Below are 16,186 nucleotides of genomic sequence, written 5' to 3' on the forward strand. Positions count from 1 at the left end.
TACCAGACCCGGAGGAGGGGACGGACGCCCTGCCGTCAGCCTTCGAGCACCGCCTCGCGGCGCCGGCGCAGGCCCAGCCGTGCCAGGGCGGCCAGCGCCGCCACCGGCAGGAGCGCCGCGAGCCCGACGACGAGCGCCCCCGCGATGACCTGCAGGACGCTCCAGGCGTCGCGCAGGGCGTCGCCCGGCGTCCAGGCGCCGCCCTCGTCCTCGTCGCCGGCGGCGTCCGCGCGCGCGGCGCGGACGGTCACCGAGACGGTCGCGAGCTGGGCCCGGCGGTCGACGCGGGTGAGCGCCGCCTCGCGCTGGGCGATCGACCGGCGGTTGTCGGCGATCCGGGCGCGCAGCGCGGCGATCTCGCGGGCGCTGTCGGCGCGACCCAGGGCCCGCAGGAGCGCACGACGCTCGGCCCGCGCGTCGTTGAGCTGGCCCGCCGCCGAGTCGCGCTGGCCCGTGATGTCCTCGGAGGCCTGGCGCAGGGCGGCGACGTTGCCCAGGGCCGAGAGCCGCCGCAGGGCGTCCTGCAGGCGCCGGGAGGGCACGCGCAGGGTGTAGGTCGCCGTCCCGCCGCGGTCCGTGACCGCGACGTCGGAGTCCTGCACGTAGCCGCCGAGGGCCTGCGTCGTGCGCACGACGCCGTCGCCCGTGCGCTGGACGTCCTTGCGCGCGACGCGGAGCTCGAGCTCGGCGGAGCGCTCGACCGAGCGCGAGCCGCCCGGCCGCGACGGCGCCGGGGCGACGGGCGGGACGGGCGCGTAGGCCCGGCCCGTCGAGCTCGGCGCGACGTCGGACTGCACCGTCGGCGGCGGGACGGCCTCGAGGGTGGCCGACGGCTCGGCGCCACCGTCGCCACCGTCGGCGCTGGCGGCACCGGCCGCGTCGCGGGCGGCCTCCGGCGCCGCCGCCGTCGAGGACTGCGAGACCGCGGACGTCGGGCGCTCACCGTCGTCGCTGCCGCCGAGCACGACGACGAGCGCGACGAGGCCGGCCAGCAGCGCGCCCGCGGGCGCCAGGCGCCACGTCAGGCCGCGGCGGCGCGCGGGGCGGTCGGCCACGGACGGCGCGGCGCTCGGTGCCGGCGCGAAGCCCTCGGCCACGCGACCGTCGAGGCGGGCGGCCCAGGCGGGGTCGGCCTGCGGCGCGGCGGCGCGCACGTCGGCGACGAGCTGGAGGAGCTCGGGCTCGGCCGCCGGGTCGCCGGCCACGGCGCGATCGAGCTCCTCGAGCTCGCGCAGGACGTCGGGGGGCAGGGGACGGCTACGCATGGCAGAGCTCCCGGAGGCGGACGACGGCGCGGTGGACGCGCATGGCGGCGGCGCGCTCGGAGACCCCGAGGACGCGCCCGATCTCGGCGACGGTCAGCCCCGCGTGGAAGCGCAGGGCGACGAGCTCGCGCTCACGGGGCGACAGGCCCTCGAGCGCGGCGCGGACGACGGCACGGCGCGCGGCCTCCGCCTCGTCCTCGGCGGGGTCGGGGTCCCAGGCCCCGGCATCCGGTGGCTCGGCCACCAGGGCCGCGCCGCGCTTGCGGCGGCGCAGCTCGTCGAGCGCGGCGTTGCGCGCGATCCCGAAGAGCCAGGCGCGCTGGCTGCCGCGCCGGCCGTCGAAGGAGGTCCTGCGCCGCCAGGCCCGCTCGAAGGCCGCCGCGGTGACATCCTCCGCGACGGCTCGGTCCCGCACGAGCGCCATGACGTAGGCGAAGACGTCGGACGCCGTCGTGCGGTAGAGCGCATCGAACGCGAGGACCGGCTGTTCGGGACGGGGAAGCGCCATGTCGAGGGCACTGCTCATGCCAGCACTACGACGGACCTGCCGGACCATCACACCGGTCCTGGCCGCGGCCTGCGCGATCGCGGCCGCCGGTGCCGTCCCATCCGCCGCCCGGCCCGCCCAGGAGGCCGAGTCGCCGCCGTCGATCTACCAGTCCAAGCGGCTGTGGGCGACGGTCAACGTGTGCGACACCACCGCCCATCCGAACGCCGTGGGGATCCGCGCGTCGATGCCCGGCTCGGGCTTCGCGAGCGAGCGCATGTACGTGCGCTTCCAGGTCCAGTACCTCAGCGCGACGGACGGCGCCTGGCACAACATCGGCTCGAGCGGGGACTCGGGCTGGGTCAAGCTCGGCTCCGCGCGCTACAGGGCCCGCCAGGCGGGGCGGACCTTCACGCTGAAGGCGCCCGAGTCCGGCTCGGCCTACCGGGTGCGCGGCGCGGTGACGTTCGAGTGGCGCCGTGGCGGCGACGTCGTGCGGCGCGCGCGCAAGCGCACCGAGTCGGGTCACGCGCCGACGCGCGGGGCCGACCCCAAGCGCTTCAGCGCCGCGTCCTGCGTCATCGCCTAGCGGGGGCCGAAGAGCGACGGGTCGTTCGTGATGACGCCCGTCACCCCGAGCGCCTCGAGCTCGGCGATGCGCGCGGCGTCGTCGACCGTCCAGACGTAGAGCTCGCCGCCGGCGTCGGCCACCGCCGCCGCCATGCGCGGCGTCACCACCGACCAGTGCGCCATCACCGCGTCGACGGCGCCCGCGCGGATCGCGGCGGCCACACGTCGCGGCAGGTGGCGGCGCAGGACGGCCACGCCGGCGACGGCCAGCGCCTTCGTCGCCGGGTGCGCGAGGTAGTCGCGGCGGACCTTGGGGACCGACCAGCCGAGGCGCAGCGCCGGGTCGAGCTCGCGGAGCCTGCGCAGCGACGCGAGCTCCATCGTCGAGACGAGCGCGCGGTCGGTGAGCCCGCGCTGGGCCAGCGCGTGGACGACGCGGTCCTCGTAGCCCGGGAGCTTGAGGTCGACGTCGAGCTCGATGGCGCCCCACGTCTCCCGCGCCACGTGGTCCAGGCCCTCCTCGAGCGTCAGGACCTCGCCGCGGCGGCGCTCGAGGTCGACGTAGTCGTGGGCCAGCAGCAGCCGGCCCGTGCCGTCGGTGCGCTCGGGCAGGACGTCGAACTCGACCATGTCGACGTCGTGCTCGAGCGCGGCGTCGAAGCTCGCCAGCGTGTTGCCGGGGACGAGGTGGTCGGCGCCCTTGTGGCCGACGCGCCGCAGGGCACGCGGCAGCGCCCGCTCGTCCGCGCCGCTCACCGCTGGCACCCAGGACACCAGTAGACGGGCCGGTTGTCCTCCCAGAGCGTGCCGCCCTTGACCAGCGTCGCGCAGCGCGGACAGGGCTTGCCGGCGCGGCCGTAGACGGCCTTGGGGCGGCGCATGGGGCTGATGCGGGCGCACTCCTGCATCGCCGGGCGCACGGAGCGCACGAGCTCGAGCGCGTCGTCGTCGCCGACCTGCCCCGTCGGGCGGTGCGGGTCGATGCCGACCATGTGGCACGCCTCCGCGCGCCAGACCGTCCCCATGCCCGCGACGGTGCGCTGGTCGAGCAGGGCGTCGCCGATCGGGCGCGTCGGGTCGTCCTCGCGCAGGCGGCGCAGGAAGACGCGCTCGTCGTAGTCCTCGCGGATCGGGTCCGGGCCGAGCGCGGCGAGGCGCTGGTCGAAGCGCGTGCGCGACTCGGTGAGGAGCTCGAGCACCGGGCCGTCGAACTGGACGACGCTGTGGCCGGCGCGCTCCATCACCAGCCACGCCCGCCGCGGCGCGCGCTTCCAGCGCTGACCGGGACGGTGCACACCCCACGACCCGGTCATCCGCAGGTGCGAGTGGATCGTGAGGTCGCCCTCGAAGCGCAGGAAGAGGTGCTTGCCGTGCGCGTCGACCGAGCGGATGGCGCGGCCCTTGAGCCGTTCGGGCCAGCGGTCGTGCGTGAAGCGCGGGTGGGGCGTGCGCAGGTCGTCGGGGACGAAGCCCTCGAGCACCGGCCGCATCCGGTTGCCCGCGTAGTGGATCGTGTCGCCCTCGGGCACGGTCGTGGCGAGGGTAGCCGCGGGCCTGGCGCGCCGGAGCGCCGGGCCGGAGAACGACGACGGCCCCGCCGAGGCGGGGCCGTCGTCCGACGTCGTGGTGCTCGGCCTGCCCTACGGCAGGAGGCCGATGCTCAGGTCGATGACGCTGCCACCGGGACCGACCTGGACCTGCACGGTCTTGCCCGCGCCGTCCTCGGTGCCGATGATGCCGCTCGCCTGCGTGAGCTTCGCGAGGTCACCCAGGTCGGTGACCGTCGGAGTCGTGTAGTCCATGGAAGTCCCCCTGGTCGTCCGTGGTTCGTGTGCAGCCTACGGCAGGATGCCGATGCTGATGCCGATCAGCTCGTCGACGACCGCGGTGATGGTCTTGCCGCTGCCGTCCTCGAAGCCGAGCGAGCCGGCGCCCTGCGTCAGCTCCGCGAGCGTGCCGAGGTCCTTGACCTCAGGAGTCTCGTAGTCCATTCCAGTTCCCCCTTGTCCCCGTTGTCCTAGCTGAAGCAGATGCCGAGCAGCGCGTAGCGCACGCGGACGATCGGCGACAGGTTGATCGTCGTCTTGCAGGGCGGCGACGGCTGCGTCGTCCCCGCGTTGTTGCAGAGGTCGATGCTCGCCTGGAGGAGCGGCGGCAGGTTCACCGGCACGGTGCTGCTCCCGCCGAGCAGGGCCTCGCACGTGTCGCCCAGGCCGGTCTGCGCCGACGCGGTGCCCGGTGCGGCCAGTGCCAGCGCGGCGATGCCGCCCGTGAGCACTGCAAGTCCTCTCTTGCGCACTGCCCGTCCCCCTTGAGTCCTGAGCCTCCGTCCCGTTCGGAAGCTCGTTCGCGGCGGAACCTTAGCTCAAGCGCCCCGGATTCCGGTAGGTGTGCTGCCGTTCGTCGTGCCGATGGTGCCGTTCACCGCGTCCCGATGGAGGGGTTCGGCGCGCCGGCCGATGTGGCGGCGCGCCGCGGCTCAGGCGGAGAGGGTGAGCTTCCGGGGTCCGGCACGGAACCCCAGCTCGACGAGCGGCGCCTCCCACGGCGACCCGACGACCTCCTCGCCGTCGACGCGCTCGAGCGCGAGGCGCCGGCGGCGGTCGGCGGTCACCCAGGTGGCGAGCGCCTCGAGCGCCGCGCGCACCCGCGGATCGTCCTCCTCGACGAGCACCTGCAGCGCCCGGCCGCCGCGCTCGACGTAGAGCACGGGCTCCGCGCCGGCGAGGACGACGTGCGCGCCCGCGGCGCGCGCCGGGGTGCGACGCCCGGAGGCGCCCGCGCGCGGCTCGGGCCACTTCAGCGCGGCGCCGTAGGGCTGGGCGGGGTCCGTGGCGGCCAGGACGACGGGCGCCGCCTCCTCGGCCGCCGGGCCCGCGCCCGCGCGCAGCCGCTCGACCGCGCCGGGCAGCGCGAACTGCGCGCCGCCGAGGCCCTCGACGAAGTACCCGCGGCGACAGACGCCGAGCGTCTCGAGGTCGCTCAGCGCGTCGTAGAGGCCCGAGAAGCCGCCGGGCACCCCCTCGGCCAGCACCTGCTCGCGGGTGACGATGCCGTAGCGCTCGAGCAGGAGCTCCGCCGTGGTGCGCCGCCGTGCCCGCGGGTCGGTCTCGCCGCCGGCGAACAGGCCGCCGGTGAGCGACCAGCGCCCCTGGACCTGCGGCTGGGCGCCGCCGCCGCGGCGGGCGCCGAAGCGGGTGCCGCCGGCGCGGCCGGCCCGGCGCTGGACGGCGGCGCGCTGCGCGCGGGCCAGCGTGAGCCGCGGCGCGCGCAGGGGCGCGAAGGCGTCGTTGGTGGCCTCCCCGGCCCAGACCAGGTCCCAGAGCGCGTCGCCCAGGGCCTCGGGGTCGTGGGGCAGCTCGGCCAGGAGGTCGGTGAAGAAGCACGGCGCGAGGCGCAGGCGCTCGCGGACGGCCTCGACGACCTCGCCGTCGGGCACCTCGCCCTTCGCCGGCGGCGGGCCGATCGCGGCCGCGTCGTCGCGCAGGTACAGCGCCACCCGGCCGCTGTTGCGCCCCAGGGCACCCGCGCCGACCCAGACGACCTCGCCCGAGGCGCACAGCTGGTCCATCCACGTCTGGGAGTACGCGCCACAGCGGCGCGGCAGCACGTCGCGCTCCCAGGCGTCGGCGGGCAGGGCCAGCCCCTGCAGCGGCACGAGGACCTCGCGCAGGCGGTCGATCCCGGCACCGGCCGCCGGGTGGCGGTCCACGCCCTGCCAGCTGGGCAGGAAGGCCGCGAGCGCCCGCTGGTCGGTTGCCTCGACCTCCTTGCGCAGCGCCGCGAGCGACGCGCGGCGGATGCGCCGCAGCACGTCGGGGTCGCACCACTCGCGTTCGGTCCCGCCCGGGCGCAGCTCGCCCCGGACCAGCTCGCCGGCCGCCTCGAGCGCCTCGAGCGCCGGCAGGAGGTCCATCCCGTAGCGGTCGCGGACCTCCCGCGTGGTGAAGGGCCCGTGCGTGCGGGCGTAGCGCGAGGCGATCTGGCGCAGCGGGTCGGCGACCTCCTCGAGGAACGCCTGCGGCAGGCCGCCCGGCGGCACGGCGCCGAACGCGTCGCGGTAGAGGCCGGCGTCGTCCGCCGCGATCCACCGCGGCTCCCCGCCGACGCGCAGGACGACGGCGCGCCGCTCGGCCTCGAGCTCGGCGAGCATCGGCTCGGGGTCGACGCCGGCCAGCGTGCGGTCGCGGACCTCGTCGAGCGACAGGTCGCCCAGCCGGCGCAGCACGTCGGCCAGGCCGTCGCGGTTGGCCGCGCGCAGCCGGTCGGAGCGATGCTGGAGGTCGGCCTCGACCTGCTCGAGCGCCGCGGCGTCGATGAGGTCGCGCAGCTCCTCCTGGCCCAGGAGCTCGCGCAGCAGCTCGCGGTCCAGCGAGAGGGCGGCCGCCCGCCGCTCGGCGTTCGGCGTGTCGCCCTCGTACATGTACGTGGCGACGTAGTCGAAGAGCAGGGAGGAGGCGAACGGCGAGGCGGTCTTCGTCTCGACCTCCACGACGTCGACCTCGCGGCGGTGGACCTGCGTGAGGAGGTCCTGCAGGCCGGGGACGTCGAGGACGTCGCGCAGGCACTCGCGGTAGGTCTCGAGGACGATGGGGAAGTCGCCGTAGCGCTTGGCGACCTCGAGCAGCGACTGGGACTTGAGGCGCTGCTGCCACAGCGGCGTGCGCTTGCCGGGGTACGCGCGCGGGATGAGCAGCGACCGGCCGGCGTTCTCGCGGAAGCGCGCGCCGAAGAGGGCGCTGGCGCCCAGCTCCCCGACCACGAGGTCCTCGAGCTCGTCGGGCTCGAGCAGGACGAGGTCCGCCGTCGGCGGTTCGTCGGTGTCGGGGAGGTGGACGATGATGCCGTCGTCGGACCAGATCGCGTCGCTCTCGAGGCCGAGCTCGTCGCGCAGGCGCGCGCTGAGCGCCAGGCCCCACGCGGCGTGCACGCGGCCGCCGTACGGGCTCAGGACGCACAGCCGCCAGTCGCCGATCTCGTCGCGGAAGCGCTCGACGACGAGCGTCGTGTCCGACGGGACGACGCGCGTGGCCTCCTGCTGCTCGCGCAGGTACGCGAGGAGGTTGCGCGCGGCGAGCGGGTCGAGGTCGTAGCCGTCGCGCAGCGTCTCCTCGGACTGGTCGACCGCCCAGCGCGAGAACGCGCCGATCTCCTTGCCGAGCTCCTTGGGCCGCCCGACGCTGTCCCCGCGCCAGAACGGCACGGCGCCCGGCGCACCGGGCGCGGGCGTGACGACGACGCGGTCCCGGCCGATCTCCTCGATCCGCCACGCCGACGCGCCCAGCAGGAAGGTCTGGCCGGCCCGCGCCTCGTAGACCATCTCCTCGTCGAGCTCGCCGACGCGCCGGCCGTCGGGCAGCACGACGGAGAACAGGCCGCGGTCGGGGATCGTCCCCGCGTTGGTGATGGCCAGCCGGCCCGCGCCCTTGCGCGCGCGGATCGACCCCGCGACGCGGTCCCAGACGATGCGCGGGCGCAGCTCGGCGAACTCCTGGGACGGGTAGCGCCCGTCGAGCATGTCCAGGACGTTCTCGAGCAGCTCGCGCGGCAGCTCGCTGTAGGAGTAGGTGCGGGTGACGAGCGCGAAGAGCTCGTCGACCGAGACGCCGGTGTCCTCGCCCGCCGCCGCGGCGATCGCGACGACCTGCTGGGCCAGGACGTCGAGGGCGTTGCGCGGCACGACCGTCGGCTCGATGCGCGCCTCGCGCATGAGCTTCGTGACGACGGTGCACTCGAGCAGGTCGGCGCGGAACTTCGGGAAGATCCGCCCCTTGCTCGTGTCGCCCACGGCGTGGCCGGCGCGCCCGATGCGCTGCAGGCCGCGGGAGACGGACTTCGGCGACTCGACCTGGAGGACCAGGTCGACGGCGCCCATGTCGATGCCGAGCTCCAGCGAGCTCGTGGCGACGAGGCACGGCAGCCGCCCCGCCTTGAGCTCCTCCTCGATGACCAGGCGCTCCTCGCGCGCCAGTGAGCCGTGGTGGGCCCGGGCGATCTCCTTGGGCTCCTGGCCCTCGGCCTCCGCCTCGGCGGCGGCCAGCTCGTTGAGGCGCAGCGCGAGGCGCTCGGCCCCGCGGCGGGCGTTGACGAAGACGATCGTCGAGCGGTGCTCGCGGACCAGCTCGAGGATCTTCGGGTACATCGCCGGCCAGATCGACTTGCGGGTCGCCTCCCCGCCGGCGAGGGGGTCCAGGGGATCCAGGTCGCCCGTCGACTGCTCGGGCTCGACCATCGACTCCACGGGGACCTGGATCTGGACGTCGAGCGGCTTGCGCACGCCGGCGTCGACGATCCGGCACTGGCGGCGCGGGCCGACGAGGAACCGCCCGACCTCCTCCAGCGGGTTCTGCGTCGCCGACAGGCCGATGCGCTGATGCTCGCCCGCGAGGGCGGCGAGGCGCTCGAGCGTCAGGGCCATGTGCGCGCCGCGCTTCGTGCCGGCGACGGCGTGGATCTCGTCGACGATCACCGCCTCGACGTCGGTGAGCATCTCGCGCGCGCCGCTCGTGAGGATGAGGTACAGCGACTCCGGCGTCGTGATCAGGACGTCGGGCGGCTGGCGGCGCATCTGCGCGCGCTCCTTCTGCGGCGTGTCGCCCGTGCGCAGCGCGACGCGGACGTCGGCGCCGATGCCGGCGAGGGGCGCCCGCAGGTTGCGCTCGACGTCGTAGGAGAGCGCCTTGAGCGGCGACACGTAGACCAGCCGCGTGCGGCGCTCGGCCTCGACGCCGTCCCCGCCCGCCCCAGCGGCGATGCGGTCCAGCGCCCACAGGAACGCCGCCAGGGTCTTGCCGCTGCCGGTCGGCGCGGAGATCAGGACGTGGTCGCCCGACGCGATGGCCGGCCACGCCTGCTCCTGCACGGCGGTCGGGCCTTCGAAGGCACGCTCGAACCAGGCGCGGGTGGCTGGGGTGAAGGCCTCGAGGGACACGACGCACCCAGGGTACGGCCCGGCCTCGCGCCCGGACCGTCGACGCGTCCGATTCGTGCACGAGCCGCGTGCTCGGTGACGAAGCGCGTCAGACCTGCGCGATCTCGCGCGCCCGCAGGAGGACGTCGTCGAGCATCTGCGGCGTCAGCCGGCCCGTGAAGGTGTTCTGCTGGGACGGGTGGAAGGTGCCCAGCAGCGGCCACGGCTCGAGCCGCGCCAGCGCGCCGTGGCCGAACTTCGGGCGCGGCGTGAGCGGCGGGTGGCCGAGCGCGACGCGCAGGCGCAGCGCGGCGTCCCACGCGAAGGCGCCGAGGCAGACGACGACGCGGACGTCCTCCATGTGCGCGAGCTCGTGCGCCGTCCACGGCAGGCAGGTGTCGCGCTCGACGGGCAGCGGCTTGTTGGCGGGCGGCGCGCAGCGCACGGCCGCGGTGATCCAGACGCTGTTGAGCGCCACCGGGTCGGTGCGCTCGCGGTTGCGCGCGTAGGCGCTCAGGCCCGTGCGGTGCAGCGCCTCGAAGAGGAAGTCGCCGGAGCGGTCGCCGCAGAACACGCGACCCGTCCGGTTCGCGCCGTGGGCGGCAGGTGCCAGGCCGAGCAGGACGATCCGCGCCTCCGGGTCGCCGAGCGACGGGATGGGCCGTCCCCAGTAGTGCTCGTCGGCGAAGGCGGCGCGGCGCTTGGCGGCGACCTCCTCGCGCCAGGCCACCAGGCGGGGACAGCGCCGGCACGACGTGACCGTCACCGGGCGCCGTGCTCGAGGACCCCGAAGAAGAGGCGCTCGATGGCGGGCACGAGCTCGAGCGGGTCCTCGGGCTGGCCCGTGCGCAGGTGGCGTCCCAGGATCTCGGCGACCGCGCCGACGCAGAGGAACGCGTCGTCGCGCGAGACGTAGCGCGGCGCGCCGTACGCGGGCGCCGCCTCGTGGTTGTCGCGGTAGACCGCGTCGGTGATGAGGTCGAGCATCGCGTCGCGGCGCTCGGCGGCGCTCGGGCCGGCGCCGATGATGTCGACGAGGATCGCGCGCGCCGCGTTGGGCTCGTCGGAGATCGCCTCGATGAACGAGCGCACACGGGTGCGCAGGCGCTCGCGGTAGTTCGGGAACTCGCCGTCGACGGACGCGGCCAGCCGCTCGAGCAGCCGCTGCGCGACGTCGTCGAACAGGCCGAGCATGCACTCCTCCTTGTTGGAGAAGTGCTCGTAGAACGTGGCCTTCGACATGCCCGCCTCGCGGGCGATGGCCTCCGCGCTGGCCTCGGCGTAGCCGCTGCGCGCGAAGACGTCGGCGGCCGCGCGCAGCAGCCGCTCGCGCTGGACGGCCTGGCGGACCTCCAGCGGCGGGGCGTGGCGACCACGGGGCACGGGCGTCGCGCTCATCTGCCCACATCGTAGGTAGGCTGGCGGCGATGCTCGCCCGTCGCGCCTGCACCGCTGCGCTGGCCGTCGCCGCGGCGGCCGGCCTCGGCGCCTGCACCTCGTCCCAGTCCAACGACTCCGCCGAGGACTTCCAGGGCGAGCAGCGGCGCGTCGCGCAGGTCGTCGAGGACCTCGAGGAGAAGGGCGGCACGCGCGACGGCGGCGAGATCTGCCAGGACCTCCTCGCCGACGGCCTGCGCCAGAGCATCCAGCGCGCCTCGGGCGAGGCGTGCGAGTCGGCCCTCGAGGACGCGCTGAAGGACGTCGACACGTTCGACCTCGACGTCGAGCGCGTGCAGGTCTCGGGCAACCGCGCGACCGTGACGGTCAAGGGCGAGGGCGGCGGCAGCGACCGCACGGACACCCTGACGCTCGAGCGCGGGCGCCAGGGCTGGCGCATCACCGGCCTGGGCCAGTAGGGACCCGGCGCACCGCAGGCCGGTGCGTCGGTAGCGTCGCGCCGCATGCGGCTGCCCGTGCGCGCGTGCGCCACCGTGGGCGTGGTCCTCGGGCTCGGCGCCGCGCCGGCCTGGGCCCTCGTGAGCGCGGGCACCGCCGGCCCGGACCGGCTCGTCGGCTCCGACGGCCAGGACGTCCTCGCGGGCGGCTTCGCGCGCGACACGCTCGTCGGTCGCGGCGGCGACGACGAGCTCTACGGCGACTCCGCGGACGACCGCGTCGACGGCGGGAGCGGCGACGACCGGATCAACGGCGGGACCGGCGACGACCGCATCGACGGCGGGGTGGGCGACGACCGGGTGGACGGCGGCGACGGCGACGACGTCGTCCGCGCCGGCCCGGGCAACGACTACGTGGTGGAGGACGGCCTGGGCGACGACCGCCTCGTCGAGGGCGGGCCGGGCGACGACTACGTCGACGGCGGTCGCGGCAACGACCGCCTGCTGCTCGGCGGCGAGGGCGACGACGTGCTGCGGGGCGGGTCCGGGCGCGACACGCTGTTCGGCGGACCGGGCAGCGACCGGCTCGACGGCGGCACCGGCCCGGACGTCGTCGACGCGGGTGAGGGTGACGACCTGGTCGTGAGCGGCGGATCGGCGGACGCCGTCGACGCGGGCCCCGGCAACGACCGCGTCCTCGCGCCGGGCGCCCGCTCGGTGGACTGCGGCGGGGGCGACGACGTCCTGGTGCTCGCCCGGGCGTCGACGGCGCCCGTCACGGGCTGCGAGCGCGTCGAGCGCCCCGAGGCCGTCGACCTGGACGACGACCCGCTCGACGCGACCGAGCATCCCGGGTTCCTGACGGGCGGCCCCAACGCCGCCGGCCAGGGCACCCTCGGCGCCGCGGTCCTGCACACCATGCGCGGCACCGCCGGCCCCGACCGCCTCACGGGCCTCGACGCCCCGACCGCCGAGGACCCGGACGCCGACCTCATCCTCGCCGGCGCCGGCAACGACGTCCTCGTCGGCCTGCGCGGCAACGACCACCTCGAGGGCGAGTCCGGCAGCGACCTGCTCCTCGGCGGCGAGGGCGACGACCAGCTCTTCGGCCGCACCGGCGACGACCGCCTCGACGGCGGCCCGGGCCGCGACACCCTCGAGGGCGGCCGCGGCCATGACCTGCTCCGCGGCCGCGCCGGCGCCGACCGCCTCAACGGGGGCACCGACCCCGACCAGGTCTTCGGCGGCAGCGGTGACGACGTCGTGGTCGCGATGGGCGGCGGCGAGGACTTCGTGGACTGCGGCCCGGGGCGCGACAAGGCCTACGTCGACGCCGGCGACAGCGTGCGGGGGTGCGAGGTCGTCGCGCGGGCGCGGCGGACGGTGCTGCGGGCGGCGGCGGACTAGTGCAGCGCGGCAGCCGACACGTGGCTGAGCACGCCGCCCGTGCGAAGGTCGCCGCCAGCCATCGTGCCTGAGGGCTCAGGCTGGCGGCGAGGGAGGACACCCCGTCATGGACGCGGTGCAGCCAGCCGTTGCGCACCGCGGTGCGGATCCGCGCCCGGGTCCGAACCTCGAAGCCGCCCCGCGAACCCGGCGAGGGCCCGGCCCTTCCCCTCCTTCCGTGCGGACCAGCGCGCGGTTCGCAGCACGCCGAACGCGCGGAGGACCTCAGCCCAGCGCCCGCCCGTAGTGGCGCTCGTAGTACTCCCGGTACTCGCCCGAGCGGATGGGCTCCCACCACCACGCGTTCTCGCGGTACCAGGAGACCGTGCGCTCGAGGCCCTCGTCGAAGCGGACCTGGGCCTCCCAGCCGAGGGCCCGGATCTTCTCGGAGCCCAGGGAGTAGCGGCGGTCGTGGCCGGGGCGGTCCGTGACCCACGTGATGAGGGACTCGTCGGCGCCGGTGTGGCGCAGGATGGCGTGGACGACGTCGATGTTCTGGGCCTCGTCCGGTCCGCCGACGTTGTAGACCTCGCCGGGGGCGCCATGCGCGAGGGCGTGGGAGATGCCGCGGGCGAAGTCCTCGACGAAGAGCCAGTTGCGGACGTTCCTGCCGTCGCCGTACACGGGGAGCGGGTCGCCGTGCAGGGCGTTGAGGACCATCAGCGGGATGAGCTTCTCGGGGTACTGGTACGGGCCGTAGTTGTTGGACCCGCGGCAGATGACGGTCTCGAGGTCGTACGTGTGGGTGTACGAGCTGACGAGGAGGTCGCCGCCGGCCTTGGAGGCGCTGTAGGGCGACGAGGGCTCGAGCGGGCTGGCCTCGGTGAACGACCCCTCGTCGATGGAGCCGTAGACCTCGTCGGTGGAGATCTGCACGTAGCGGCCGACGCCGAGCTCGCGGGCGGCCTCCAGGAGGGTCAGCGTGCCGGTGACGTTCGTCTCCACGAAGGCGTGCGGGCCGGAGATCGAGCGGTCGACGTGGGTCTCGGCGGCGAAGTTCACGACGGCGTCGACGCCCGCCATCGCGGTGCGGACCGCGTCGGCGTCCTCGATCGCGCCGGCGTCGAGGCGGACGCCGAGGTCCTTGAGGTTCTCCGGTCGGCCCGCGTAGGTCAGCTTGTCGAGCACCACGACCTCGTCGCCGTGGTCGCGCACGCGGTGGCGCACGAAGTTCGAGCCGATGAACCCGGCGCCGCCGCAGACGAGCAGCTTCATCCGTCGATCCTCTCACGCAGGAACGCCGCGACGCCCTCCTCCCAGGCCGGCAGCCGGGGGGTCTCGGGGCGCTCCGTGGCCATCACCGACCAGGCCGGACGCGGGGCCGGACGGGCGAACGCCGCGGCGGTGGTCTCCTCGACGCGGCAGTCGACGCCGGCGAGGCGGAAGAGCTCGACCGTCAGCTCGTGCCACGAGCACCGGCCGGCGCCCGCGGTGTGGAAGACGCCGGTGGCGTCGACCTCGACGAGGTCCAGCAGCGCCGGCGACAGGTGGCCGGTCCAGGTCGGGCAGCCGACCTGGTCCGTGACGACCTGCACGGCGTCGCGCTCGGCGCCGAGGCGGAGCATCGTGTCGCAGAAGCTCTTGCCGCCGGCGCCGAAGAGCCAGGCGGTGCGGGCGACGGCGTGGTCGGGCTGCTCGTCGGCCAGCGCGACCTCCCCCGCGAGCTTCGTCCGGCCGTAGGCGCCGAGCGGTGCGGTCGGGTCCGACTCGACCCACGGGCTGTCCTTCTCGCCGCCGAAGACGTAGTCCGTCGAGACCGCGACGACCCGCGCCCCGACCGCCGCAGCCGCCCGGCCGACGAAGCGCGACGCGTCCTCGTTGACCCGCCGGGCGTCCTCCTCGCGCTCCTCGGCGGCGTCGACGTCGGTCCAGGCCGCGCAGTGCACGACGGCCCGCGGCTGGACCTCCGCGAGCAGGGACGTGGCAGCCGCCTCGTCGGTGAGGTCGGCCTCCGCCACGTCGACCCCGACGACGCCGAAGCCCCGCGCCCGCGCGTCGGCGACGACGCGGTGGCCGAGCATCCCGGCGGCGCCCGTCACCAGAAGTCGGCCGCGGCCACCGCTCACAGGATCCCGATCTCGCTGTTGTCGCCCACCATGAACCGGTAGGCCCGCGGCTGCGCGGCGCCCCGGCCGATGCGCACGTTGCGGCCGAGCAGCGAGCTCTCCATGCGCCCGTCCAGCCCGCGCACCGACGAGCCGAGCAGGAGGATCGAGTGCTCCACCTCCGCGCGCTCCACGACGCAGCCCTCGCCCACGGCGGTGTAGGGCCCGATGTACGCGTCGGTGAGCTGCGCGCCCGCGCCGATGACCGCCGGCCCGCGGACCGTGCAGCGCTCCAGGCGCGCGCCCGGCTCGACGACGACCCGCCCCTCGACCTGGGAGTCGACGAGCTCGCCCTCCACCCGCGTCTCGATCGTGTCGAGCACGAGCCGGTTGGCCTCGAGCATGTCCTCGAGCCGGCCGGTGTCCTTCCACCAGCCGCGCACGACATGGGGCTCGACGCGCCGGCCCGTGTCGACGAGGTGCTGGATCGCGTCGGTGATCTCGAGCTCGCCGCGCGCGCTGGGCTCGATCGCCCGCGCCGCGTCGTGGATGAGCGGGCTGAAGAGGTAGACGCCGACCAGCGCGAGGTCGGTCCTGGGCTCCGGCGGCTTCTCCTGCAGCCGGACGACGCGGCCGTCCTCGAGCTCGGCGACGCCGAAGTGCTGCGGGTCGGGCACCGGGGTCAGCAGGATCGACGCGTCGGGCCGGCGCTCCTCGAACTCGCGGACGAGCTCGTCGATGCCGCCCTGCAGCAGGTTGTCGCCGAGGTACATGACGAACGCGTCGTCGCCGAGGAACGGCTCGGCGGTGAGCACCGCATGGGCCAGGCCCAGCGGCGCGTCCTGCTCGATGTAGGTGATGCGCACCCCGAACTGCGCGCCGTCACCCACGGCCTCGCGGATCTCGCCGCCGGTCTCCGGGGCGATGATGATCCCGACCTCCTCGATGCCCGCCCGCGCCATCGCGTCGATGCCGAAGAAGAGGACGGGGCGGTTGGCCACCGGCACGAGCTGCTTGGCGCTCGTGTAGGTGATCGGGCGCAGGCGGGTGCCCTTGCCGCCCGACAGGATGAGGCCCTTCATGGCCTAGTAGACCCCGCCGAGCTTGCGGTGGTCCCACGTCGCGCGCCTGCGCTCGACGAACTCCATGGCGACGCGCTTGGGCGCCTGGGCCTCGACCATCTGCTGGACCTCCGGCGCGAGGTCCGCCGCGCCGGTGTAGCGCTTGAAGACGTCGACCCCCACGCCCAGGACGGTGTCGAGGTCGCGGTGCACGACGACCTCGCACTCCAGCATGACCCCGCGCAGCTGGTCGTAGCGATCTCGTCCCGCCTCGACCTGCAGCGTCGCGCGGGCGTCGCGCTCGAGGTTGCGGACCTTCTGGCTCTTGGCGAAGGTCCACGCCCAGATCGTCCCGCCGCGCACGACGAACCAGAGCGGCATGAGGTGCGGCCACCCCCGCGGGCCGTAGGTCGCGCACGTGACGATGCGCTCCTCGTCCAGGAAGGCGAGGACCTCGCCTTCGTCCATCTCGATCTGGTCGCGGCGGCTCATGGGCGGCGCGAAGGCTTCCACAGACGACGAACGGGCGCCCGTGGGCGCCCGTTCGCGTGTCGGTGGGTGTCGCGC

17 protein-coding genes are annotated in these 16,186 nt (G+C 75.4%); 3 read left to right on the plus strand and 14 right to left on the minus strand.

The annotated features are described in order from the left end of the window. Window positions 1-35: 35 nt before the first annotated feature. Window positions 36-1,265 (minus strand): DUF4349 domain-containing protein, encoded by a 1,230-nt coding sequence (locus JUB12_RS16110; protein ID WP_205696433.1) that lies wholly within the window; start codon window positions 1,263-1,265, stop codon window positions 36-38. After that, window positions 1,258-1,791 (minus strand): RNA polymerase sigma factor, encoded by a 534-nt coding sequence (locus tag JUB12_RS16115; protein ID WP_241004295.1) that lies wholly within the window; start codon window positions 1,789-1,791, stop codon window positions 1,258-1,260. The genes JUB12_RS16110 and JUB12_RS16115 overlap by 8 nt, the downstream gene beginning before the upstream one ends. On the opposite strand from JUB12_RS16115, the gene JUB12_RS16120 reads away from it, so the two are divergent. Then, window positions 1,790-2,341, plus strand: coding sequence for a hypothetical protein (locus tag JUB12_RS16120; protein WP_205696434.1), 552 nt, complete (start codon window positions 1,790-1,792; stop codon window positions 2,339-2,341). The genes JUB12_RS16115 and JUB12_RS16120 overlap by 2 nt on opposite strands. Here JUB12_RS16120 and JUB12_RS16125 read toward each other — a convergent pair. The 8 genes from JUB12_RS16125 to JUB12_RS16160 all read right to left on the minus strand — a co-directional run bounded on the left by JUB12_RS16125 (window position 2,338) and on the right by JUB12_RS16160 (window position 10,630). Continuing rightward, window positions 2,338-3,078, minus strand: coding sequence for a glycerophosphodiester phosphodiesterase (locus tag JUB12_RS16125; protein ID WP_205696435.1), 741 nt, complete (start codon window positions 3,076-3,078; stop codon window positions 2,338-2,340). The genes JUB12_RS16120 and JUB12_RS16125 overlap by 4 nt on opposite strands. Further along, window positions 3,075-3,851, minus strand: a complete 777-nt coding sequence (locus tag JUB12_RS16130; RefSeq protein ID WP_205696436.1) for a DNA-formamidopyrimidine glycosylase family protein — start codon at window positions 3,849-3,851, stop codon at window positions 3,075-3,077. Before JUB12_RS16130 ends, JUB12_RS16125 begins: the two co-directional genes overlap by 4 nt. A 111-nt stretch (window positions 3,852-3,962) precedes the next feature. Continuing rightward, window positions 3,963-4,124, minus strand: a complete 162-nt coding sequence (locus tag JUB12_RS16135) for a lasso RiPP family leader peptide-containing protein (RefSeq protein WP_205696437.1) — start codon at window positions 4,122-4,124, stop codon at window positions 3,963-3,965. A gap of 36 nt (window positions 4,125-4,160) precedes the next feature. After that, window positions 4,161-4,313: a lasso RiPP family leader peptide-containing protein gene (locus tag JUB12_RS16140; RefSeq protein WP_205696438.1), complete on the minus strand. Its 153-nt coding sequence runs from the start codon at window positions 4,311-4,313 to the stop codon at window positions 4,161-4,163. Window positions 4,314-4,339: 26 nt separating this feature from the next. After that, window positions 4,340-4,621 carry a hypothetical protein gene (locus JUB12_RS16145; protein ID WP_205696439.1) on the minus strand — a complete coding sequence of 94 codons (282 nt, stop codon included), beginning with the start codon at window positions 4,619-4,621 and terminating at the stop codon, window positions 4,340-4,342. A gap of 180 nt (window positions 4,622-4,801) precedes the next feature. Beyond that, a complete protein-coding gene (locus tag JUB12_RS16150) occupies window positions 4,802-9,253 on the minus strand; it encodes a DEAD/DEAH box helicase (RefSeq protein ID WP_205696440.1) in 4,452 nt (1,483 codons plus the stop codon). A gap of 88 nt (window positions 9,254-9,341) precedes the next feature. Then, entirely contained in the window at window positions 9,342-9,998 is a 657-nt protein-coding gene (locus JUB12_RS16155) for a uracil-DNA glycosylase (protein ID WP_205696441.1), read from the minus strand. Beyond that, entirely contained in the window at window positions 9,995-10,630 is a 636-nt protein-coding gene (locus JUB12_RS16160) for a TetR/AcrR family transcriptional regulator (protein ID WP_205696442.1), read from the minus strand. Before JUB12_RS16160 ends, JUB12_RS16155 begins: the two co-directional genes overlap by 4 nt. 29 nt (window positions 10,631-10,659) lie before the next feature. Between JUB12_RS16160 and JUB12_RS16165 the strand changes: the two genes are divergently transcribed. After that, window positions 10,660-11,088, plus strand: a complete 429-nt coding sequence (locus JUB12_RS16165; protein ID WP_205696443.1) for a hypothetical protein — start codon at window positions 10,660-10,662, stop codon at window positions 11,086-11,088. Window positions 11,089-11,133: 45 nt separating this feature from the next. Further along, entirely contained in the window at window positions 11,134-12,474 is a 1,341-nt protein-coding gene (locus JUB12_RS16170; RefSeq protein WP_205696444.1) for a calcium-binding protein, read from the plus strand. Between the two features lie 264 nt (window positions 12,475-12,738). Here JUB12_RS16170 and rfbB read toward each other — a convergent pair whose 3' ends face one another. Genes rfbB through JUB12_RS16190 form a run of 4 tightly spaced genes read right to left on the minus strand, consistent with a single transcriptional unit; the run spans window position 12,739 to window position 16,111 of the window. Next, the gene (gene rfbB / locus JUB12_RS16175) at window positions 12,739-13,728 is read right to left on the minus strand and encodes a dTDP-glucose 4,6-dehydratase (RefSeq protein WP_205696445.1); all 990 of its coding nucleotides are present in this window, start codon (window positions 13,726-13,728) and stop codon (window positions 12,739-12,741) included. Continuing rightward, window positions 13,725-14,552 (minus strand): dTDP-4-dehydrorhamnose reductase, encoded by an 828-nt coding sequence (rfbD, locus tag JUB12_RS16180; protein WP_205696446.1) that lies wholly within the window; start codon window positions 14,550-14,552, stop codon window positions 13,725-13,727. The genes rfbB and rfbD overlap by 4 nt, the downstream gene beginning before the upstream one ends. 23 nt (window positions 14,553-14,575) lie before the next feature. Then, window positions 14,576-15,640: a glucose-1-phosphate thymidylyltransferase gene (locus tag JUB12_RS16185; protein ID WP_205696447.1), complete on the minus strand. Its 1,065-nt coding sequence runs from the start codon at window positions 15,638-15,640 to the stop codon at window positions 14,576-14,578. 3 nt (window positions 15,641-15,643) lie between these two features. Further along, window positions 15,644-16,111 (minus strand): pyridoxamine 5'-phosphate oxidase family protein, encoded by a 468-nt coding sequence (locus tag JUB12_RS16190; RefSeq protein ID WP_205696448.1) that lies wholly within the window; start codon window positions 16,109-16,111, stop codon window positions 15,644-15,646. Window positions 16,112-16,186 lie beyond the last annotated feature (75 nt).

The organism is Conexibacter sp. SYSU D00693, assembly GCF_017084525.1.
Classification (GTDB): Bacteria; Actinomycetota; Thermoleophilia; order Solirubrobacterales; family Solirubrobacteraceae; genus Baekduia.